The 22894-nt window shown below is 30.4% G+C and carries 22 protein-coding genes; 9 read left to right on the top strand and 13 right to left on the bottom strand.

Annotated elements, in window-relative coordinates; genetic code table 11:
* Position 1 precedes the first annotated feature (1 nt).
* On the bottom strand, positions 2-868 hold the full coding sequence (locus GFU93_RS08905; RefSeq protein ID WP_160568842.1) for a DUF58 domain-containing protein: 867 nt from the start codon (positions 866-868) through the stop codon (positions 2-4).
* 20 nt (positions 869-888) lie between these two features.
* A complete protein-coding gene (locus GFU93_RS08900) occupies positions 889-1893 on the bottom strand; it encodes a MoxR family ATPase (protein ID WP_160556903.1) in 1005 nt (334 codons plus the stop codon).
* Positions 1894-2093: 200 nt separating this feature from the next.
* Between GFU93_RS08900 and lipA the strand changes: the two genes are divergently transcribed.
* Entirely contained in the window at positions 2094-2951 is an 858-nt protein-coding gene (gene lipA / locus GFU93_RS08895) for a lipoyl synthase (protein WP_160541667.1), read from the top strand.
* Between the two features lie 100 nt (positions 2952-3051).
* Here lipA and GFU93_RS08890 read toward each other — a convergent pair whose 3' ends face one another.
* From GFU93_RS08890 to yidD, 3 genes are read right to left on the bottom strand one after another with little or no spacing between them, the layout of a single operon-like run.
* Positions 3052-4086 carry a glutaminyl-peptide cyclotransferase gene (locus GFU93_RS08890; RefSeq protein ID WP_160568840.1) on the bottom strand — a complete coding sequence of 345 codons (1035 nt, stop codon included), beginning with the start codon at positions 4084-4086 and terminating at the stop codon, positions 3052-3054.
* A 1-nt stretch (position 4087) separates the two neighbouring features.
* Positions 4088-4942 (bottom strand): prolipoprotein diacylglyceryl transferase, encoded by an 855-nt coding sequence (lgt, locus tag GFU93_RS08885; protein WP_160556900.1) that lies wholly within the window; start codon positions 4940-4942, stop codon positions 4088-4090.
* Positions 4943-4948: 6 nt separating this feature from the next.
* Positions 4949-5188, bottom strand: a complete 240-nt coding sequence (gene yidD / locus GFU93_RS08880) for a membrane protein insertion efficiency factor YidD (protein WP_160541664.1) — start codon at positions 5186-5188, stop codon at positions 4949-4951.
* A 184-nt stretch (positions 5189-5372) separates the two neighbouring features.
* On the opposite strand from yidD, the gene GFU93_RS08875 reads away from it, so the two are divergent.
* Genes GFU93_RS08875 through GFU93_RS08865 form a run of 3 tightly spaced genes read left to right on the top strand, consistent with a single transcriptional unit; the run spans position 5373 to position 7441 of the window.
* Entirely contained in the window at positions 5373-6614 is a 1242-nt protein-coding gene (locus tag GFU93_RS08875; protein WP_160568838.1) for a U32 family peptidase, read from the top strand.
* A 23-nt stretch (positions 6615-6637) separates the two neighbouring features.
* A complete protein-coding gene (locus GFU93_RS08870; RefSeq protein ID WP_105296827.1) occupies positions 6638-6868 on the top strand; it encodes a ferredoxin in 231 nt (76 codons plus the stop codon).
* Between the two features lie 3 nt (positions 6869-6871).
* A complete protein-coding gene (locus GFU93_RS08865) occupies positions 6872-7441 on the top strand; it encodes a 5-formyltetrahydrofolate cyclo-ligase (RefSeq protein WP_160568836.1) in 570 nt (189 codons plus the stop codon).
* On the opposite strand, the gene GFU93_RS08860 is transcribed toward GFU93_RS08865, so the two are convergent.
* Positions 7408-7974 carry a hypothetical protein gene (locus GFU93_RS08860; protein WP_160568834.1) on the bottom strand — a complete coding sequence of 189 codons (567 nt, stop codon included), beginning with the start codon at positions 7972-7974 and terminating at the stop codon, positions 7408-7410. The genes GFU93_RS08865 and GFU93_RS08860 overlap by 34 nt on opposite strands.
* Positions 7964-9091 (bottom strand): hypothetical protein, encoded by a 1128-nt coding sequence (locus tag GFU93_RS08855; protein WP_160568832.1) that lies wholly within the window; start codon positions 9089-9091, stop codon positions 7964-7966. Before GFU93_RS08855 ends, GFU93_RS08860 begins: the two co-directional genes overlap by 11 nt.
* 164 nt (positions 9092-9255) lie before the next feature.
* Here GFU93_RS08855 and GFU93_RS08850 point away from each other — a divergent pair, with 164 nt between their 5' ends.
* The 3 genes from GFU93_RS08850 to GFU93_RS08840 all read left to right on the top strand — a co-directional run bounded on the left by GFU93_RS08850 (position 9256) and on the right by GFU93_RS08840 (position 10293).
* Positions 9256-9516: a hypothetical protein gene (locus GFU93_RS08850; RefSeq protein WP_160568830.1), complete on the top strand. Its 261-nt coding sequence runs from the start codon at positions 9256-9258 to the stop codon at positions 9514-9516.
* Between the two features lie 104 nt (positions 9517-9620).
* Complete coding sequence (locus GFU93_RS08845; protein ID WP_160556893.1) at positions 9621-9890, top strand: hypothetical protein; 270 nt, start codon at positions 9621-9623, stop codon at positions 9888-9890.
* Positions 9891-9933: 43 nt separating this feature from the next.
* Positions 9934-10293: a hypothetical protein gene (locus GFU93_RS08840; protein WP_160541657.1), complete on the top strand. Its 360-nt coding sequence runs from the start codon at positions 9934-9936 to the stop codon at positions 10291-10293.
* A gap of 86 nt (positions 10294-10379) precedes the next feature.
* Here GFU93_RS08840 and GFU93_RS08835 read toward each other — a convergent pair whose 3' ends face one another.
* Both GFU93_RS08835 and prfB read right to left on the bottom strand, forming a co-directional pair.
* Positions 10380-11291, bottom strand: a complete 912-nt coding sequence (locus GFU93_RS08835; protein WP_160568828.1) for an SPFH domain-containing protein — start codon at positions 11289-11291, stop codon at positions 10380-10382.
* 62 nt (positions 11292-11353) lie between these two features.
* Positions 11354-12472, bottom strand: a complete 1119-nt coding sequence (prfB, locus tag GFU93_RS08830) for a peptide chain release factor 2 (protein ID WP_160568826.1) — start codon at positions 12470-12472, stop codon at positions 11354-11356.
* A gap of 422 nt (positions 12473-12894) precedes the next feature.
* Between prfB and GFU93_RS08825 the strand changes: the two genes are divergently transcribed.
* Both GFU93_RS08825 and GFU93_RS08820 read left to right on the top strand, forming a co-directional pair.
* The gene (locus tag GFU93_RS08825; RefSeq protein ID WP_160568824.1) at positions 12895-13413 is read left to right on the top strand and encodes a mechanosensitive ion channel family protein; all 519 of its coding nucleotides are present in this window, start codon (positions 12895-12897) and stop codon (positions 13411-13413) included.
* Positions 13414-13437: 24 nt separating this feature from the next.
* Positions 13438-14397, top strand: coding sequence for an MBL fold metallo-hydrolase (locus GFU93_RS08820; RefSeq protein WP_160568822.1), 960 nt, complete (start codon positions 13438-13440; stop codon positions 14395-14397).
* A gap of 52 nt (positions 14398-14449) precedes the next feature.
* Here GFU93_RS08820 and sucC read toward each other — a convergent pair whose 3' ends face one another.
* From sucC to GFU93_RS08800, 4 genes are all read right to left on the bottom strand, one after another.
* The gene (gene sucC / locus GFU93_RS08815; protein WP_160568820.1) at positions 14450-15643 is read right to left on the bottom strand and encodes an ADP-forming succinate--CoA ligase subunit beta; all 1194 of its coding nucleotides are present in this window, start codon (positions 15641-15643) and stop codon (positions 14450-14452) included.
* 217 nt (positions 15644-15860) lie between these two features.
* Entirely contained in the window at positions 15861-18047 is a 2187-nt protein-coding gene (locus tag GFU93_RS08810; RefSeq protein WP_160568818.1) for a thiol protease/hemagglutinin PrtT, read from the bottom strand.
* 234 nt (positions 18048-18281) lie between these two features.
* Positions 18282-20459: a thiol protease/hemagglutinin PrtT gene (locus GFU93_RS08805; protein ID WP_160568816.1), complete on the bottom strand. Its 2178-nt coding sequence runs from the start codon at positions 20457-20459 to the stop codon at positions 18282-18284.
* Between the two features lie 330 nt (positions 20460-20789).
* The gene (locus tag GFU93_RS08800) at positions 20790-22757 is read right to left on the bottom strand and encodes a S9 family peptidase (RefSeq protein WP_160568814.1); all 1968 of its coding nucleotides are present in this window, start codon (positions 22755-22757) and stop codon (positions 20790-20792) included.
* Positions 22758-22894 lie beyond the last annotated feature (137 nt).

Raw genomic sequence — 22894 nt, 5'->3', positions numbered from 1 at the left:
ATTAATGATGTCCTCTAAAATAATTAAACAATATTTTTATATAATCACCTTCGGCAGGAATATTTAGAAAACCGGCGCCATTTTTAATAAAAGCATTTTCTGTTGTAGTAGTTAATCGCTGATAATATGCTGAATATTTATCTCGAACAGTTTTTGAAGAAGTATCCACCCATTGCAATTTTCCTGTCTCTAAATCTTCAAGATAAATTAAGCCCATATCGGGAAATATTTTCTCCCAACGATCGTAAACTCGAATCCCTGTAATATCATGCTTTTTAGTCAATATCCGTAAATTTCTTTCAAAATAGGTGACATCAAAATCAGATATAAGAAAAATGGTAGATTTTCTTTTTATAGTTTTTATAATAAAATCAAAAACTACCGATAAATCTGTTTTAGTATGTTTAGGCTCTGCTTCTAAAATCGTTTTTATGATTCTTACAATATGAGCATTTCCTTTTTTGGGAGCAATAAAATAATCAATTTTATCCGAAAATAAAACCAACCCTACCTTATCATTATTTTTAATGGCAGAAAGAGCAAGAGTTGCTCCTATTTCAGCAACCAATTCTTTTTTTAATTGTTTTTTGGTTCCAAAATTCATCGAGGCGCTAATATCTATTAAAATCATAGATACCATTTCTCTTTCCTCTTCAAATATTTTTACAAAAGGTTCATTAAAACGGGCTGTTTTATTCCAATCAATTTTTCTGACATCATCACCAAATTGGTATTGACGAACTTCTGAAAATGTCATTCCTATGCCCTTAAAAGAACTGTGATATTCTCCTAAGAATATTGAATTAATTCTTCTTTTAGACTTTAGCTCAATAAGCCGTACCTTTATTAGAAGTTCTTCTGTCGTCAATTTTTTTGTTTTTTATAATACTACGGAGCTTTTACTGAATTGAGAATTTGATCAATAATATCCTCGGAAGTTATATTTTCTGCTTCTGCCTCATAGGTTATTCCGACGCGATGACGAAGGACATCTTTGGCAACGGATTTAACATCTTCCGGTACTACAAATCCTCTTTGGTTTAGAAAAGCATTTGCTTTTGCCGCCAATGCCATACTTATGCTACCTCTAGGGGAAGAGCCGAAAAGTATGTAAGGTTTAAGATTTGGCATATTATATTTTTCCGGATAACGGGTAGCAAATATCACATTTAGGATATAACTTTCAATCTTTTCATCCATGTAAATTTCTTTTACCAACTCCCTCGCCTCAAATATTTTTTCTAAAGTGATAATTTTTTTAACCTCATGTTTTTCTCCTGAAATATTTTGTCTAAGGATTGTTCTTTCTTGCTCAAAATCAGGATAAGAAACAACGCATTTTAACATAAATCTATCGACTTGAGCTTCAGGGAGTGGATAAGTACCTTCTTGATCGATAGGGTTTTGTGTTGCCAAAACCAAGAAAGGTTCTTTCAATTTAAATGTTTCATCTCCAATGGTTACCTGTTTTTCCTGCATGGCTTCCAACAGAGCTGATTGAACCTTAGCCGGAGAACGATTAATTTCATCTGCCAAAATAAAGTTAGCAAAGATAGGTCCCTTTTTAATAGAAAAATCATTTTCTTTCATATTATATATTAAGGTTCCTAAAACATCCGCAGGTAATAAATCAGGCGTAAATTGAATTCGAGAAAACTCTCCATCAAGAGCCTCTGCAAGTGTTTTTATTGCCAAAGTCTTTGCTAATCCGGGAACACCTTCCAATAAAACATGACCGTTACTTAATAAACCAATTAACAGGCGGTTAATCATGTATTTTTGACCAACGATCACCTGATTTATTTCTTTACTTAGTAAACTAAAATCTTTGCTTTTTTCCCGTACTTTTTCAATAATAATTTTTATATCTTCGGAAGTCGATGTATACTCCATGCTTTCTAAAAATTAGCTAGCTGCAAAGTTCACTATTTTATTCTAATTGTGCTGCTAATAAATCGTTAAAATTTATATTAAAACTCCTAATTTTATGTATTTATAGCAGTATAATTATATAATTATATTTTTTTTATATTTATAGCTTAAATAATTATCCGTAATAAAGTTACTAACTTTGTACGATACAAATTTGTTTTATGGACTCGTCAACAATAACAAAACCTAAATGGATTCGGGTTAAGCTGCCTTCCGGTAAGAATTACAAAGAACTTAGGGGAATTGTAGATAAATATAAGCTTAATACGATTTGCCAAAGTGGAAGCTGTCCAAATATGGGAGAATGTTGGGGTGAAGGCACGGCTACTTTTATGATTTTAGGTAATATCTGTACCAGAAGTTGTGGGTTTTGTGGTGTTAAAACAGGGCGACCTTCCGAAATTGATTGGGAGGAACCCGAAAAAGTTGCGCGTTCTATTAAATTAATGAAAATTAAACATGCGGTATTAACTTCCGTTGACCGTGATGATCTTAAAGATATGGGATCTATTATTTGGGCAGAAACCATAAAAGCGGTACGCAGAATTAGTCCCGGCACAACCATGGAAACTTTAATTCCTGATTTCCAAGGAATTCACAGGCATATAAATAGAATTTTAGAAGCTGCCCCTGAAGTTATATCCCATAATATGGAAACGGTTAGAAGATTAACCCGTGAAGTACGTATACAGGCAAAATATGATCGAAGTTTGGAAGTTCTCCGATATATGAAAGATCAAGGGCAACGAAGAACGAAAACAGGAATTATGCTAGGTCTAGGAGAAAAACCTTCTGAAGTTTATGAATCTATTAGAGAAATACATGACGCCCGAGTTGATGTAATCACGATCGGTCAATATTTACAACCTAGTAAAAAGCATCTTCCTGTAAAGGAATTTATTTCGTTGGAACAGTTTAAAGATTATGAAGATTACGCTAAAAGTTTAGGAAATTTCAGACATATTGAAAGCAGCCCGCTAGTTCGCTCATCTTATCATGCTGAAAAACATGTAAATTAAACTATTCCTTAAGTTAATGTATATAGAGAATGGAAATGGTGTTTTTTTTCTAAAATTATATTTTAGCTATAATCACGATTCACTAGAAAAATCATTTTACTTACTTCGTAAATTCAACTTTATAAATTTTAGACCATAGTTTTCCAGTAATTAAGAAAGTATCTCCATCAACATAGGCAATCCCATTTAAAACAGCCTCCTCATTGGATTGATTCATTTTTACTAAATCCGAAAAATCTGCTTTAGCAACCACAATTCCTGTACTAGGATCAATTTTTAAAATGATCGGTTCATCAAAAACATTGGCATAAATAAATCCGTTAGCGTACTCCAATTCATTAATCCTAGAATAAATATTTTCGTAACCAATTACAGAAATACTCTTTTTTAAATTAAAATCTTTATCATAAAACTTTAATTCAGAAGACCCGTCAGAAACAACCATTTCATCTCCTATGGTTGTTGCTCCCCAACCTTCATATAAAGTACCCGGATAGTTGAATTCTTTTAAAAGTTTAAAATCTGATGCATTGTAAATGAATCCTTTTTTTTCTCTCCAAGTAAGTAAATATAATTTCTCATTTAGCAAGGCAAACCCTTCTGCGAAAAATTTAGGGTCTATTTTAACGCTTTGAGAGTAAGAAGTTGAACCTAATTTATATTTAACTAATAATGATTTCCCATAAAGTCCTGAACTTTCCGTAATCCATCCGTCTTTATAGATAAATCCTTGTGTAAATAATTCAGGATTGTGTGGAAATTCTTGGATCAATTTATAATGTAGATCCTTTTCTTTTTCGTTTGGAAAAACAGTAAAAGTTGCATCAATTTCTTTTTTATATTTTCCGTTATAATTGATTGTGAGTACTATATAATTTGTTCCCAACTTGGCATTGGATTCATCTAAAGTAATATTTTTTTTATCGTATGTTTGATCATTCAATTTAATACTATACGAATCAATAATTCCATCTTGGGTATTAAATTCTAAAGGTAATTTATCTCCTATGTGTAAGGGTTTATCATCTAATTTATCGAAATTGGTACTAATACTTATATTCTTAGGATCTTTACAACCCACTATACTTATAACAATCAGCAAACATAGTATTAGTTTTGTTATTAGATTTTTCATTTTATATTGCTTTTGATGTATAAATCCTGTTTTTTGCAGTAACTAGTATGCAAATTCCTGCGATAATAAAGGGTACACTTAACCATTGTCCGGTATTTAATCCCAGCCAATTAATATATTCTTCTCCCTGCGGTTCCTTAAAAAATTCTACGATAAACCTGATACCGAAAAGTACGATTAAAAAATATCCAAATATCCAACCAGAATATTTCTTTTTATCGGTTTTTAAATAGATAAACATCAGGGATATAAACAAAAGTAAATAGCCAAAGGCTTCGTATAATTGAGAGGGATGGCGTGGAACAATACTACCGTATTCATCGGTATCCTGTTGAATAAAAAGTACTGCCCATGGAAGTGAAGAAGGCTTTCCAATAATTTCCGAATTAAAAAAATTCCCAAAACGTATAAACATTCCTCCTATGGAAACAGGAATAACTATTCTGTCTAATATCCAATAAAAAGTTCGTTTTAAATATTTTCTTGTAAATAGATATAAAGAAATTAGAATTCCTATAGCAGCTCCATGACTGGCTAAACCTGAATAGCCCGTAAATTCAAAATGAGGTTTGGTTCGTATGGGTAAGAAAACTGCTAATGGATCTTGTATAAATAATTGTTTTTGATAAAAGAGTACATGCCCCAATCTAGCACCTATTATTACCGCCAGAAACATATAGATGAACAAGGGATCTAATAATTTTTTATCTTCCTTATCTTTTTTAAAAATAAATTCCATGAGATAAAAACCTAAGCCAAAAGCAATCACATACATCAAGCTGTAGTATCTTAAGGTAAAGCTGCCTATATGTATACCTAAACTCGGATCCCAGGTAATATATAAAAGTTGATTCATCTAGTTTTAATTATGTTTTTTATGTGGCACCGGATCATACCCCTCTCCTCCCCAAGGATGACAACGAAAAATACGTTTACTTCCCAACCAAAATCCATAGAACAGTCCATGAATTTTTAATGCTTCCAACATATATGCGGAACAGGTGGGAGTAAACCTGCAATTATTTCCCATCCAAGGAGATATAGCGATCTGATAAAAGCGTATTAATACAACTAGTGGGAATATTGCTATTTTCCTTATCATTATATCAATTTCTTTACAAAGATACGGTTTTCTCTAAGATGATCTTATGCGTTAATAAATATTTAACAGGCTAAAATTAACCGTGAAAAATTGAAAGGTTTTAATCATGGTTTACCAACCTAAATAAAGGCTTCTTTTTATATAGGTTATATTTATTATTTTTGCGTAAAATTTTAATTCAGTAATGACAGAAAGTGGAAAGATAGAATTGATGTGTCCGGCAGGTAATTTTGAATCATTGCAAGCAGCTTTGGATAATGGTGCAGATTCAATTTATTTTGGAGTCGAGCAATTAAATATGCGTGCGCGTTCATCTGTTAATTTTACTTTAGACGATTTGGAAGAAATTTCCAAAAGATGTTCTCAAAAAGGGGTACGAACCTACTTGACCTTGAACACAATTATTTATGATCACGATTTATCCATAATAAAAACAGTCTTGGATCGAGCCAAGTCTGCTTCCATAACAGCAGTTATTGCCATGGATCAAGCAGTTATTGCTTATGCGAGACAAATTGGAATGGAAGTTCATATTTCAACTCAAATAAATATTACCAATATTGAAACGGTTAAATTTTATTCTTTATTTGCCGATACCATGGTTTTAAGCAGAGAATTGAGCTTAAGTCAAATTAAAAAGATCACTTCTCAAATTAATAAAGAACAAATTAAAGGCCCGGGTGGAAAATTAGTTGAAATTGAAATTTTTGGACATGGCGCTTTGTGCATGGCTGTATCGGGGAAATGTTATTTGAGTCTACATTCTCATAATTCTTCTGCTAATCGAGGAGCTTGTAAGCAAAATTGCAGAAAAAAATACACCGTTATCGATCAAGAATCCGGTTTTGAGATTGAAATCGATAATGAATATATGATGTCCCCTAAAGATTTATGTACAATTGATTTTCTTGATCAAGTTATTGATTCCGGGGTAAAAGTATTGAAAATAGAAGGTAGAGGAAGGGCGCCGGAATACGTGGCTACTGTAACCAAATGCTATCGAGAAGCCATTGATGCCATTGCTTCCGGATCTTTTACTAAAGAAGCAGTAACCGAATGGATGAAAAAGTTAGAAACTGTTTATAACCGAGGATTTTGGAGCGGTTATTATCTTGGGCAAAAATTAGGGGAATGGTCTGATAATCCGGGATCTAATGCTAAACAAAAAAAGGTTTATATTGGAAAAGGTCGACATTTTTACCCTAAAACTAAAATCGGTGAATTTGAGATTGAGGCTTATAGTCTAAATGTTGGTGATAAAATATTAATTCAGGGACCTACTACCGGTTCACAAGAAGCTGAAGTTTCTTCGATGATGGTCGATGATATACCCGCTCAGGAAGCTAAAAAGGGAGATATACTTACTTTACCTATTGGTTTTAAAATACGTCCATCCGATAAATTATATAAAGTTGTTAAAGCGTAGATTTTCGAATTTTTAATTAAAATATGGTAATCATTACATTGCAAAGAGATAAATGCATAGGATGCAATTATTGTTCGGAGTTTGATCCTGAAAATTTTCGCATGTCTAAAAAAGATGGAAAATCTGTTTTACTAAGGTCTACTGAAAAAAAGGGTTTTTTCACTTTAAAAAATCCTGATAACAATTGTTTTGAGGCTGCAGATAAAGCGGCTAAAGCCTGTCCTGTTAAAATTATTTCCGTAAAAAAAATATGATTCATGTTAAAAAAAGAGGCTCGTAAGAATTTTCTAATGTTAAGATCTTTGCTTACGAAAAAGCAGGTATTATCTAAATCTGAGCAAATTTTTTTACAGTGGAAAAAATCTATTTTGTCCGACTACAATTCTTACCACATTTTCTTAACCATTTCTGACAAAAAGGAGGTTGATACTTCTTTCATACTAAATTATTTGTGGGCTAATCAAAAAAAGGTTTATTGCTCCAAAGTCCATCATAATTCTTTATTACATTTTGAACTTACTCCTGAAACTAAACTTGAAAAAAATCTGTGGGGAATCCCTGAACCGATAGATCAAGATAATATACAAATTAAGAATATAGATTGCATATTTACCCCTTTATTGGCTTATGATATTTTAGGAAATCGCGTAGGATATGGTAAAGGATATTATGACAACTTCCTTAAAAACCACCTTTCTTCCACTAAAGTTGGACTTTCTTTTTTTGAACCCTTGGATTCAATTAACGATATTTCAAGATCGGATATACCTTTGGATTATATTATAACTCCCAATTATTGTTCGGTTTTTCCAATTGAGGTAAAGTAAAATTTAAATTCCGATTTAAATTTTTCCGGATTCTTTTTTAAAATATAATTTGCTTGGGATCTTTGAGTAGAGAAATATTTTTTCTTATTATTATAATAATGAACCTTATAATGTACTACTCCTATTGAATCATTTAGAATAGTAATGGTATCTGATTTTTTCTTTTCAAGTTCAATTGTAACATATTTTACCTTTAAAGAATCCAAATTATTCACAATTTTACTCACATACACCGTGTCTTTTTTAGGAAAATATCCTTTTAATTGTGAAACTATAAGAGTATCAATCTCTTTGTTTGATTTATTTTCGGTTGCTAAAATAGCTAAATCATAAACTTCTTGTAACTTTTGTTCTGTAATATGTGATATTACTGCCAATGAATCCATTTTTTCAGAAGCATAATAATTTTTATTGTTATATTCTTTTATTTTAATGGGATCTTTTTCTCCTTCGTAATATTTTTCCTTCTTACAAGCTACAAAACCTATTATCAGAAAAACTATAATAATTTGAATTATATGCTTATTTTTCATTTTTTTGTATTTTGAATTTTATTAAATCTATTTTTTTGTTCTTATTAATCTGGCTGTTAATCAGAATATAATTTTTGAGTGAGGTAGTAGGAGTAGTCATAAAGTCAATGTATTTTTTCTTATCCAGCACTTCAACACCAAATAATTCATTATCGTATACTTGATAAATAAGTGCATCATCAGCGATTAGTTTATTTAATTCTTCTTTTCTTTGTTTTATTAATTGCGATTTTTTATTTTCATCTGCATCGTTTACACCTGTTGAATAATAATATAACATAATAGCATAATCATCAGGTCTCAATTTAAAATTTCTATTATTATCTTCTCCCTTATCTCTTATTTCTTTAAGTCCGACTACAAAAGATTCCTTTTTATACATAGGTGAGCTAATAGTCATTTTGAGAGTATCTGTTGATGATCGATAGGTAAAACAACCGTTAGAAACAGTATAATATTCAGGAGATACTCCATTTTTTTGGATAATTATTTCTAATTTGGATTTTATTAAAGAGCTTCTATCGGCATCATAAAAACAAAACTTGAAGGTATTTCTATATTCGTAATATTTATCTATTGAAAAAACTACAACTAATAATGCGATCAATCCTAACAGTATATATATTAATTTTTTAATGCCAAACGAATGATTTTTATTTTTAGTTACGTTTATGCCTAAAGATTCTGTTTGTATAGCTTCATCATCATAACCATTAATTTTTACCTCTACATTATCTAAAAAATTTTTTTTATCATCGCCAACAGTTTTGTTTATCAATGGCCCATTCGTCACATGTGAAGTTGGATTGTCTTGAGATATTTTAGATTGATATTTTTCCTGAAATTCTGTCCATCCCCTCTTATATCCACAATATTGAGTTAATAAATTGAGCATATCAATTCTGGGTAATTTTTCAAATGAAGATTTAAAATAGGTATAGAACCATTTTTCGCTAACGTTTCCTCTAACTTTCTGTCTTAAATGTTCTTGAAAATATATAATGTCTAATCCTTTCCATTTTGAAATGTCAGGATTTAAGGTAGGAAAATCTTCTAAAAAGGTTTGGGTAACCTCCTTTTTTAATTGCTCAAAAAGTATTTTTTCCTGACCCTTCATTTGTAAAATAATTTTAACACACTGATAATCAGTATATATTTTTTGTAAAATCCAAAAAACAGTTTTTACAAAAATATTACAAGCATTTGAATCTTGCAACAAAGTTTAACTCTCCTATATTTGTTTCTCTAATTTAAATTATATATAATTAAAAAAACTAAAAAATGAAAAAACTAATCTTAAACATTGCAGCTGTAACTGTTATTGCAACAACTTCTTTCATCGCATGTGATAAAAAACAAGCTAGTAGTGATGCTGCTTCTACAACTGATTCTACTGCAACTGCTGCTCCAGCTGTTGATTCTACTGCGGTTGAAGAAGCTCCTCAAACTCAAGCTCCTGCAACAGACACAGTTAAAGCTGAAGCTCCTAAAGCTGAAGAAGCTGCTGCTCCTAAAGCTGAGGAAGCTGAAAAAGCAAAATAATTTGTTTAAATTAAACAAAATTCACAAAAGGTTACAACTTTTTTGTAGCCTTTTTTCTGAAAGTAAATTTTTACTTTTTTAAAACTTAACAAAAACCTTAAGTGATGAATAAAAATTTTTTGAAATTTACTGCCATCACGTTACTTAGTATAACTAGCTCCTTCATTGCATGTGAAAATAATCATAAAAATAAAACTAATGAAATAAATTCCGTGCAAGGACTAAATGCTCAGCCTCAGCAAGAAATAGCGCCGGCTCCTCCTATAGACAGTTCTGCTAACCTTAAGAACAATAACAATCCTGCTATCCCGGGCATGAATGCTCAACCTCAGCAAGAAATTGCTCCCAGCTCAGCATTAGATGAGAGCAACTAAAAATAAATTAAATTTCAAAAAAATCATTTAAAAATTTATCGTTATGAAAAAAACAATTTTAAACATCTTAACTATTGCTACTATTACTTCTATTTCTTTTATTGCTTGTGAGAAAAAACAAGTTAATCATGTAGATGCGTCTAGTTCAACTGCTGATTCTCTTGCAAAAGATACAGCAACTTTAGGTGAAAAAATTGGAAATTTTACCGATTCTGCTACCACTCATATAAAAGAAACAGCTCATGAAGCTAAAGAAAGCTTAGACAAGGCTGTAGATAAAGTTAAGGACGAAGCAAACGATCAAAACCATAATATCAAAGAAACAGCTAATAACGCTAAAGAAGGCGTAAAAAATGCTGCTGAGGATTCTAAAAATGATATTAAGGAGGCCACTAAAAAATAATTTTTGGATAAATATTTAATATATTTTCATAAAAAAGAGGCATTGGAAATCAATGCCTCTTTTTTTATATTCTTTAATTAATTTTATTACAAGGATCGTTTATCATTTAATTGATCGCTAACTTTTTGTGAAGCTACAAAAGAAGTAATTGTATTAGTTAACATATCACTTGCTGCACTCGGATTATTAGGCAGCAATATTAAATTAGATCGAGAACTGGCTCCTATGGAGCTTAATGTATCGTAATGTTGAGTAACCACAATTAAAGAAGAGGCCTCTTGTGAGTTTATATTTACTCCGTTTAATACTTTAACAGATTCCTCTAAACCTCGTGCGATTTCTCTCCTTTGATCGGCAATACCTTTTCCTTGTAATTGTTTACTTTCTGCTTCCGCTTTGGCTTTAGCTACAATTTTTATACGCTCTGCTTCTGCTTCATATTCTGCGGCAACCTTTTCTCTTTCTGCTGAATTTATACGATTCATTGCTTGTTTAACTTGCTCATCGGGATCTATATCTGTAACTAAGGCTTTCACAATGCTGTGCCCATAGCTCTGCATCGCTTCTTGCAATTCACTTTTAACAGCAATTGCTATGTCATCTTTTCTTTCAAATACATCATCTAAACGTAATTTAGGAACTTCAGCCCGAACTACATCAAAAACATAAGAAGTGATTTGTTCGTATGGATTTTGTAATTTGTAAAATGCATCATACACTGCTGTTTGAACTACTTGATATTGGACTGAAACTTTAAGGTGGACAAATACATTATCTTTTGTTTTTGTTTCAATCATTACATCCAATTGCTGGATTTTTAAATTGACTCTTCCTGCGATCTTATCTATGAATGGAACTTTAAAATTAATCCCTGCATTTCGTGAGGAATTAAATTTTCCAAATCTTTCAATTATTACTGATGTTTGTTGCTTTACAACAAATATAGGCGCGCCTAAAAAAAATAATATAAATAGAACAAATAGTATTATAATACCCATAATTTATCAAATATTTTTAGTTTTATTGTAAACAAATATAAATAATTTTATTTTATCGTATCTTATTGAGGTCTCTGTCCCATCAACATTAAATACGACTTTAAAAAATCATCTATATTACCATTCATAACTGAGTCAACATCTGAAGTTTCAGTACCTGTTCGAACATCTTTAATCAATCGATAGGGCTGCATTACATAATTTCTTATCTGACTTCCCCATTCTATCTTCATTTTACCCGCCTCTATTTCGTCGCGTTTCGCATTTCTTTTTTCAAGTTCAATTTCAAATAAGCGTGATTTTAATAATTGCAATGCTTTTTCCTTATTTTGTAGTTGGGATCTACTTTCTGTATTTTCAATGATGATTTCTTTTTCTTCTGCTGTGTCATCATCTTTATATTTATAGCGTAATCTAACTCCTGTTTCCACTTTATTAACATTTTGTCCTCCGGCTCCACTGGAACGAAACGTATCCCATGAAAGCGAAGCTTGATTAATCTGAATCTCAATGGATTCATCAACTAAAGGATACACATACACAGAAGCAAAAGACGTATGTCTTTTTGCATTGGAATCGAACGGTGAAATTCTAACCAATCGATGCACTCCGTTTTCTCCCTTTAAATAACCAAAGGCATAATCTCCTTCAATCTCTAATGTTACTGTTTTAACACCTGCTACATCTCCGGCCTGATAATTAAGCTCTTTTACTTTAAAATTATGTTTTTCAGCCCACATAATATACATACGCATGAGCATACTCGCCCAATCACAGCTTTCGGTTCCACCTGCTCCTGCCGTTATTTGTATCACAGCGTTTAAATCGTCACCTTCAGAAGATAACATATTTTTAAATTCTATATTTTCAAGCAAAGTAACAACTGCTTTATAATGAGAATTTATTTCATCTTCGGAAATATCTCCTGATTTAAAAAAATCGTATAAAACCACTAAGTCTTCATATTGTGCGTGGATTTCCTGGTACTCTTCAACCCATTTTTTTTTGGCTCTTAATTGTTTTAATATTTTTTCTGCTTCTTTTGGATCTTCCCAAAATGAAGGATCTGCAGATTTTTCTTCTTCATTTTGTATTTCTACTTGCTTTTTTTCTATTTCCAAGTATTCATACAAATCGTTTATCCTTGTCTGTAATTCTTTTAGATTTTCTTGAGTAATCATAAGTAGTACAAAAATACAATGTAAAATTTTATAATTAAAATACCGTATGAAATAATATAATTCAGCATATCCCGGTATTAAATTTTTATAATCTGATAAATTAGTTCTAAATTAAATAAAAATTGATGAATTTTGTTTGTAAATTTGTCTTCGTTTTAACGAGTTCATAATAATTATATACCATAATGCCGAACTTATCATTAATAATAAATAATGTATTGTAAATAAGACATTTCATCTTAGGAGAATATTTCTTTTTTTAAATGAGCCTTAAAACTTATGTGTATATATGAAATAAGCTAAACATTTTTTTCTAAAAAAGTAGTATTGATTTTTTTATTTTGAGAAAAAAATGCCTTTCCAACAGCATTAAACTAGTTTACAAAGAATATTTAAAAACAAAATAAACGATATAATATAAAATGGAATTATTAAGTAAATTTTTTAAAGATTATCACCTTCAATTAATAGCTACTATAATTGTTATTATGGGGATATATTTTTTAAAACTTATTATAAATAAAATAATTTTAAAATATGGTAATCATACCCATATTAAAGAATTACGAACACGTGTAGTGATTAAATATTCAAGTATATTAATTAATATTTTGGGCTTTGTTCTTCTTATAACCATATGGGGAGTTACTCCGGAATGGATATTTGCTACATTTGCCTCTTTTTTTGCGATAGTAGGTGTCGCCTTTTTTGCCCAATGGTCATTATTAAGCAATGTAACTGCGGGTTTTATCATCTATTTCACAGTTCCTTTTCGAATAGGAGACATTATAAAGATTATTGACAAAGATAATCCAATCACCGCAACTGTTGAAGATATTAAGGCTTTCTATGTTGTACTACGTACTGATGAGGGATTACCGGTAACTTTTCCGAATAACTTAATTTTACAAAAAGCCATATTAACTTTAAAAGCTTCCTAATGAAATCTTTAAAAACCTTTTAATTTGAAAATTTTTTTAAATCAATTAATTGTATTTACCCTTTTAATTACCAGGGTGACATCTGCTCAAAATTTTAATAATTCCGGATTCCAAAATTTGAAAATCGGTGATATTCAAGGAGTATTACTTACCGATGGTTACTTTTATAATCCCTCGGTACAACCTGAAATAGCACCTGTAGCAAAAGCCGATGAGGTTAATAAAATACTTTCAGACAATTATTTACCAACGGATAAATTAGAATTGGCCTTAAATGTTTTATTATTAAAAAAGGATAACCATTTAATTTTATTTGACACCGGAACGGGAGAGAATAATGGTAATGGTGGAAAATTGCTTAACGCCCTATCTGTGGTCGGTATTAAACCGGATCAAATTACGGATATTGTTATTACTCATGCTCATTTAGATCATATTGGAGGATTGGTTGCCGATAATAAACCGGTTTTTCCGAATGCCACTATTTATTTAACTAAAAAAGAATATGATTTCTGGACGGGTAAAAAACAGGATTTTTCAAAGTCTAAACGATCAGGAAATGAAGCTGAATTAAAAGAAAGTATTAAAGCAATCAGTACTAAATTAAAATCGATAAAATCGAAAATTAAATTTATTAAGGATAAGGAAACCATTTTAAATTGCATTACATTTTCATTAGCTCCGGGACACACTCCGGGACATATTATTTCAACAATTTATTCCAACAATGAATCATTGGTCCATATTGCTGATTTAGTTCATTATGGAGCATTATTATTCCCACATCCTGAATGGGGAACATCTTTTGACTGGAATTTTGATTTGGCAGTTAAAACACGTATTTCCGTTCTTGATACTTTAAGCAGGGATAAAACCCTTGTTTTTGGTTATCATCTTCCTTATCCGGGTATTGGCTATGTCAAAAAAACAAATTCCAATAGCTTTCAATGGTTAACTTATCCCTTTTTGACTCCTTTACAATAATAATAAAGAAAGGCTATCCATTGATAGCCTTTTTTACTATTTATTTTTATGATTATGCTAAAGCTTTTGTAACCTCATTTGCCGCATCTTCTAAGGTAATAGCAGATATAACTTTTAATCCACTTTCATCAATCATTTTTTTAGCTATTTCTGCATTAGTTCCTTGTAATCGTACTATGATTGGCACTTTTATAAAATCACTCATATTTTTATAGGCATCTAAAATGCCTTGTGCTACTCGATCGCAACGAACAATACCTCCAAATATATTTACGAGTATCGCTTGTACTCTATCATCCGCTAAAATTATTCTAAATGCTTTTTCTACTCTTTCAGCGTCTGCAGTTCCCCCAACATCTAAAAAATTTGCCGGGTCTCCTCCTGAAAGTTTAATGATATCCATCGTTGCCATAGCTAGTCCGGCTCCGTTTACCATACATCCTACATTGCCTTCTAGTTTTACAAAATTTAATCCTGCCTCTCCTGCTAGTACTTCGGTAGGATCTTCTTCTCTTATATCTCTTAATTTTACATATTCGGGATGTCTGAAAAGAGCGTTGTTATCAATGGTAACTTTTGCGTCTACTGCCACAATTTGATTATCTGATGTTTTTAAAACGGGGTTTATCTCGAATAAGGTAGCATCGCTTTTTATATAAGCTTTATATAATGCAGTCACAAATATTACCATATTTTTAAATGCCTCTCCGGATAATCCGAGATTAAAAGCAATTTTTCTTGCTTGAAAATTTTGTAAACCAACCGATGGGTCAATTTCTTCATTAAATATAAGTGACGGAGTTTTTTCTGCTACCGTTTCAATATCCATTCCTCCTTCTGTAGAATATATAATTACATTTCTACCTTTCACTCTGTCTAATAAAACAGACATATAAAATTCTTCTATAGTAGCCTCTCCTGGATAATACATATCTTCCGCAATGAATACCTGATGAACTTTCTTACCTTTTTTAAGCGTTTGTGGAGTGATTAGATTCATTCCTATGATTTCGGAGGCGATTTCTTTAACTTCATCCAATGATTTTGCCAATTTAACTCCTCCTCCTTTTCCTCTTCCTCCTGCATGAATCTGAGCTTTTACCACCCACCAATTGGTACCTGTTTGATCATTCATATCTTTAGCTGCTTCTACAGCTTTCTCCGGTGTAGTAACAACTATTCCTCTTTGAACTCTTACTCCAAATGATGAAAGTATTTCTTTTCCTTGATATTCATGTAAATTCATGGCCTATTACTTTAGATTTTTATTAATCTATTTTATTTTTTTAAATGCTATAAGGACAAATATACAGATTTTTTAAATGAGATATTTATTAATTAGTAATGCAGTGATATAAATAAAATTTCAAACATTTTCATTACAAATCTATATAGTTTTTTATAGCAAAAAGCGTTTCCTTTAGGTTATTGGGAAACGCTTATTTATATATTAAATTTATGAATTATTTTTTAATAAACTTATATTTCATTATTTCTTTAGTCGTTTGAATTTTTATAATGTAAGCCCCTGAACTTAATGAACTCACATTTACCTCATTAGAAGAATCTATATTGCTACACAATACTTCTTTACCTGATAAATCAAAAATTGAAATGGATTTAATTTGTTGTTCTGAATCAGATTTGATATATAAAATATCTTTAACCGGATTAGGATAGATTACAAATTCATTCGTTTTATTTTTCAGCTCTTCTATTCCCAATTTGCCATTTACAATGGTTAGGGGAAGGTAATTAACGGTTGCTCCTTCCAAGAATTGCCATTCTTGACCATCATTTTCACGTGCAAAAATTCTGATTCGATACGCTCCATTTACTATATCATCTGGTATGTAACCTGATATTATATATGATCCATAGTAATGACCTTCTCCGAAATTATTTACTGAATTTTCTCTAAGTATATATTGCAATTCATCCTTCTCATTAGTCAAAGCTAAAACTATTTTTCCATTAAAAGGTTTACATCGATTATTTTCAAATGAAAATTCTACTCTAAGATAATCTTTAGGTTTAGCTTGTCTTATGTTGGCCGTAAGATTTTTATTATTTAATAAATTAAGATTATGCGATTTAACACCATCCAGTAATTCAATTATACTTGTATCATCTACATTTTGAGCCGTTTTAACAGGTATATACGCCTCTCCTTTCTTTTCCACAACTTTTAAACGATACTTCCCCGCTTTAATAGTACTGTTTAGCGTATAATAATTATTGTTATAATTATACGGATGATTACTTTCATCAAGTAGGGTTACCATTGTATTGTTAAGATCATATAAGGCCATATATTGATTTTTATATATAATGGTATCTTCTATACTTATGTTGTATAAATCATGTTTTTCTACAAAACATTCATCTTTATATACTTTATTTTTAGAAATCGAAAGCTTATTTACAAAATATCTATTGACTTTTTCTCCTCCTTCATTGGGTTTTATATTTATGCCTATACTTTGGCCATATTTATATTCTAATGGGGCATTTGAATTGTAATATCCATCTTGATATCCTCCCCATCCAAAATTAAAATGCAAGAGTCCGTTGGAATCGTATCCATCACAAACAAATGCATGTCCCGATCTATTTTCCGTACTTCCTGAATAATAGACGGGTCTACCTTCATTTAATTCTTTTATTATTATCTCCTCCCATTCTTCATCACTGATAGGTATTTCATTAAAATTACCATTATAATATCGACCTCTTATTATATAATCTATACTTTTATCATAACCAAAATAAGTATACAATGATTTTAATGCTTTCTCACTAGAAGTTCCACTTGCTTTTACTCCATATTTCATTTGAGCACTTGCCCCTATATGATACATTAAAAGCCCTACAGCCTTTGCTTGCTCATTAGTATAATTGGGAGTGGGTGAATTATAATACTCATTTAACATATTAGACCAATCATATTCGTATTGTTGTAAATCTATCTGTGGAATGTTATAGATTGCATTGTTACTAGGGTCTGTGGTCTGATAGCCCGGAATGATACCAATTCCTTTGTTAGGGTATTGATAAAATTTCATAATCTGCGCGGTAGCCGTTGCTACACAACCAGTATAAACTTTATAAGGTATTTGACTATTATAAGGTTCATCTTGATTCCATTTTGTTTTTACAAGCGGCTCTAAGGCAGTTAGTCTGGTTTCGATACTTTTTTTTGAAATTCTATATAATTCCCATTCTTTTTGAATTTCTTTGGTTGGCTTGGTTGAGTTATCAAAAGCTTGTTGCATACCCAATTCTACGGTTTTCATCCAAGATTGGAAATTGTCCGGAAGATTAGCTGCATCATAATATCCGGAATTGGCATATCCTATAATCGGATAATTTATATCGTCTGCTGAAATGATTATAAAGCCTTGATTTGCTCCAATGTTGTAAACATAGTAATATTTTTGAGAATGATTTTTCTTTAAGTTACTTATTTCATTCTCTGCCGTATAAACTAATTGTAATTGGAATCTTTGACTTTTTTTTAGGTTAGAAAATTGATTATTAATAAAATTTTCTGCAATACGTTTTGCTTCTTTTTGATCTATTTGTTTTGACCATAAATGTAAATTACTAAATATAAATAATAGTAAAATAGATAATAAAAGTTTTCTCATAATAAAATTTTTCAGTTATCTTCAAATTTAATAAAATAAATAATTATTTATTGAATTATTTTTAAAAAAAATATATATTATGATTATTTATTATATAATTACATAATAATATACTTAAATTTTAATTAATTTTCATTTTATAAAATTAATTTTTTTTAACTACTAAAAAAGGGTGAAGAATTTTCTTCACCCTTTTTTAAATTTTAAATGTTTTACTGATAATTTAAGTAAAATTTATATTTTAATAAATTTATATTTCTTTATTTCTTTAGACGTTTTAATTTTTATTATGTAAGCTCCTGAACTTAATGAGCTAACATTTACTCCGCTAGTAAGATCTATATTGCTTTGCAATACTTCTTTACCTGAAAAATCAAAAATTGAAATGGATTTAATTTGTTGTTCCGAGTCAGATTTGATATATAAGATATTTTTAACCGGATTAGGGTAGATTAGAAACTCATTCGTATCATTTTTTAGTTCTTCTATTCCCAGTTTTCCATTTACAACGGTTAGAGGAAGATAATTAACGGCTGCCCCATCCAACAATTGCCATTCTTGACCATCATTTTCACGTGCAAAGATCCTGATTCGATACGCTCCATTAGCAATATCATCCGGTATGTAACCTGAAATTATATATGATCCATAGTAATAACCCTCTCTTAAATTATTTATTAAATCTTTTCCAAGAATATAGATCAATTTATCCTCATCATTAGTCAAAGCTAAAGCTATCGTTCCATTAAAAGGTTTACATCGATTATTTCCAAATGAAAATTCTACTTGCAGGTAATCTTTAGGTTTAGCTTGTTTTATGTTAGCCGTAAGAACTTTATTATTTAATAAATTAAGGTTATGCGATTTAACACCATCCAGTAATTCTATTATACTTGTATCATCTACATTTTGAGCCGTTTTAATTGGTATATACGCATCTCCTTTCTTTTCCACTACTTTTAAACGATACTTCCCTGCTTTAATAGTACTGTTTAGCGTATAATAATTATTGTTAAAATTATTCGGATTTGTACTTTCATTAAGTAGAGTTACCATTGTATTGTTAAGATCATATAAAGCCATGTATTGATTTTTATATATAATCGTATCTTCTATATTTATGTTGTATAAATCATGTTTTTCTACAAAACATTCATCTTTATATACTTTATTAGTTGAAATTGTAAGCTTATTTACAAAATATTTATTTACTTTTTCTCCTCCTTCATTGGGTTTTATATTTATACCTATACTTTGGCCATATTTATATTCTAATGGGGCATTTGAATTATAATATCCGTCTTGATTTCCTCCCCATCCAAAATTAAAATGTAAGAGTCCGTTGGAATCATATCCATCACAAACAAATGCATGTCCAGAATTTTTGTCCGTATTTCCTGAATAATAGACGGGTCTATCTTCATTTAATTCTTTTATTATTATCTCCTCCCATTCTTCATCACTGATAGGTATTTCATTTAAATTACTGAAATATTTACCTCGAATTATATAATCTATACTTTTGTCATAATCATAATAAGTATACAATGCCTTTAAAGCTTTCCGGCTTGAAGTCCCGCTTTCTTTTACTCCATATTTCATTTGGGCACTTGCTCCTATATGATACATTAATAGCCCTACAGCCTTTGCTTGTTCATTGGTATAATTGAGAGTAGGTGAATTATAATATTCATTTAACATATTTGCCCAATCATACTCGTATTGCTTTAAATCTATCTGCTGTATATTATAGGTTACATTGTTACTGGGGTCTATGGTCTGATAAGCCGGAATGATACCTGTTCCTTTTTTAGGGTGTTGATGAAATTTCATAATCTGTGCGGTAGCCGTTGCTACACAACCGGTAAGAACTTCATAAGGAATTTGACTATTATAAGGTGTTCTTTGATTCCATTTTGTTTTAATAAGCGGTTCTAATGCGGTAAGTCTGGTTGGGATGCTTTTTTTTGAAATTCTATATAATTCCCATTCCTTTTCAATTTCTTTGGTAGGCTTGGTTGAGTTATCAAAAGCTTGTTGCATACCCAATTCAACGGTTTTCATCCAAGATTGGAAATTTTCCGGAAGATTAGCTGCATCATAATATCCGGAATTGGAATATCCTATGATCGGATAATTTATATCGTCTGCTGAAATGATAATAAAGCCTTGATTTGCTCCAATATTATAAACATAATAATACTTTTCGGAATGATTTTTCTTTAGCTTATTTACTTCATTCTCTGCAGTATAAACTAAGTCTAGTTTAAACCCATTACTTCTCTTTAAGTTTGAAAATTGATTATTTATAAAATTTTCAGCAATGTGTTTTGCTTCTTCCTGATCTATTTGTTTAGACCATATCGGCAGGCAATTAAATATAAATAATAAAAAAAACAAAAAATTTCTCATAGTTAATTCTTTAAAAATTATATTCAAATGTAATAAATAAATGCATTTATTATGTGATGTCATTTAATTTTAATAACCAATTTAAGCCTTTATATTTTAATAATACACTTAACATTCACATCTTTAATGGAATAAAATATTACCATAAATTGAAAATAATCTTGCCTTCTTTAATTTTTATAAACAAGCTTGATTAAAAGTTTTTTTTTATATTTATAAAAAAAGGTTGGAAAAAAAAATCTTCCAACCTTTTTTAGACCATTATTTATATATTTTAACTTTTGTAATAGATATAATAAGATTTTATTATATTGAATGGATAATTAAAAACTAAAGTGTCTCTTTTAACCATTTAAAAAATTCTTTTTGCCAAATTATACCATTTTGAGGTTGTTGAACCCAATGGCTTTCTTCCGGAAAATACAAAAGTCGGCTCTTTATGCCTTTTAACTGCGCTGCTTGAAATGCTTCAAGCCCTTGAGTATAAGGAACTCGATAATCTCTTCCCCCATGAATAATCAATATAGGAGTATCCCAATTAGAAACTAATTTAATAGGATTAAATTCTTTATAAGCTTTGGGTTGAGGATTTTCCCAATAAGCTCCACCTATATCATAATTGGGAAAGAATATTTCTTCGGTTGATCCATACATGGATTCTAAGTCAAATACCCCACAATGTGAAATAAAAGTTTTAAATCTTTTCTTATGAATACCTGCTAAATAATAAACCGAATAACCGCCATAACTGGCTCCTACAGCACCTAAACGATTTTTGTCCACATAGGGTTCTTTAGAAACTTCATCAATAGCAGATAAATAGTCTCTCATAGGTTGTCCACCCCAGTCACCTGATATCTCTTCATTCCATTTCACGCCGAAAGAAGGCAATCCTCTTCGATTGGGGGCTACAACAATATAACCGTTGGATGCCATAATCTGAAAGTTCCAACGGAAACTGTAAAATTGAGATACCGTACTTTGAGGCCCTCCCTGACAGTATAATAAAGTAGGGTATTTTTTATTTTTATCAAAATCTGGAGGATATATTACCCAAACCAACATTTTTTTTCCATCAGTAGTGTCAATCCATCTTTCTTCAACTCTACAACTTTTTATCTTTTGATAGAGGTCATCATTTACTGAAGTTAACTTAGTTTCTACTCCGGTTTTAATATTTACTTTATAAATTTCAGACGCATGATTCATGTCTTGACGCTCTCCAACCAAATAATCACCGGTGATACGTATGCTAACATAATCATGCTGACCTTTGGTAATTTGTCTGATTTTTTTTGTTTTGATATCTAACTCAAAAAATTGTTTAGTAGCGTTGATACCGGCCAAAAAATAAATTTTCTTTCCATTTTTAGCCCAAACATAGTCTATTACCGTATTATCCCAAGTTGAAGTTAAATTTATTGTTTTCTGAGTAGCCAAATCATAAATTTTTAGATCATTTTTATCTGCCTCATATCCGTCTGTTTTCATTGACAACCACGCCAATACTCCACCTTGTGGACTAAACTTAGGGTTAGTATCGTATCCTTTATTTTCAACAGTTAAATTTTGCGTTTGTTGTGAAAATATATCATAAAGGTATATATCCGTATTGGTAGAAATTGCATCTTGAGTTCCGAAAAGTTTTTTGGATTGGTAAACTAAATATTTACTATCCGGAGAAAATGAATAATCTTCGGAATTATATTTTTCATCCTTATTGATATCCACTAAACTTCCATTTGTACTACCAACGAATATATGTTTAAATTTTCCATCTTTCCAGGTATCCCAATGTCTATACATTAAATGATCATAAACTTTCACATCTGATTTTTCCATTGTTGGATATATATCTGAGCCTAAAACTTTTTCTAATTTTACCGGTTTAGATATAGCAAAATAGTTGGAATTATTCGCATAAAGTAACCCGGAAAGAATTTCGTTTTCTTTATTAATTTTTTCTGTTTTCTTAGTTTTTAGATTATAAGAATAGATATCTTCTCCCACCGAATATATAAATTCATTTTGTGAATGAAAAGATAATGCTTTTTCCTTGTCTTTACTTTCATTAAGTCTGATAATTTGCCCATCTAGATTTAGATGATATAAATCTCTGGTACTGTTATTTTCATCAACATTATAATATTGAACACCATAAATAATGTCTCCGGTATCATTTACAGCGTCTATAGATACCCTACCTAAACTCCAAAGTAATTCAGGAGTCAAATTTTGTTTTTGTGCCATAGTAAAAATCCCAATTAGAATTGATACAAGTAAACTACTTTTTCTCATTACTAACTCTTTCCGTTTTTTGAAATAATTTCAAAATTAACATTTTCTTAAACACTTATTTCATTACTTCTTAATTTTAATCAGATTTATGGGTAAATTAATAGTCATTATTTTTATATTGGCACAATTATTTCAAG

The organism is Apibacter sp. B3546, from assembly GCF_009827885.1.
Taxonomy (GTDB): domain Bacteria; phylum Bacteroidota; class Bacteroidia; order Flavobacteriales; family Weeksellaceae; genus Apibacter.
This window is presented reverse-complemented; position numbering and strand designations above follow the sequence as displayed.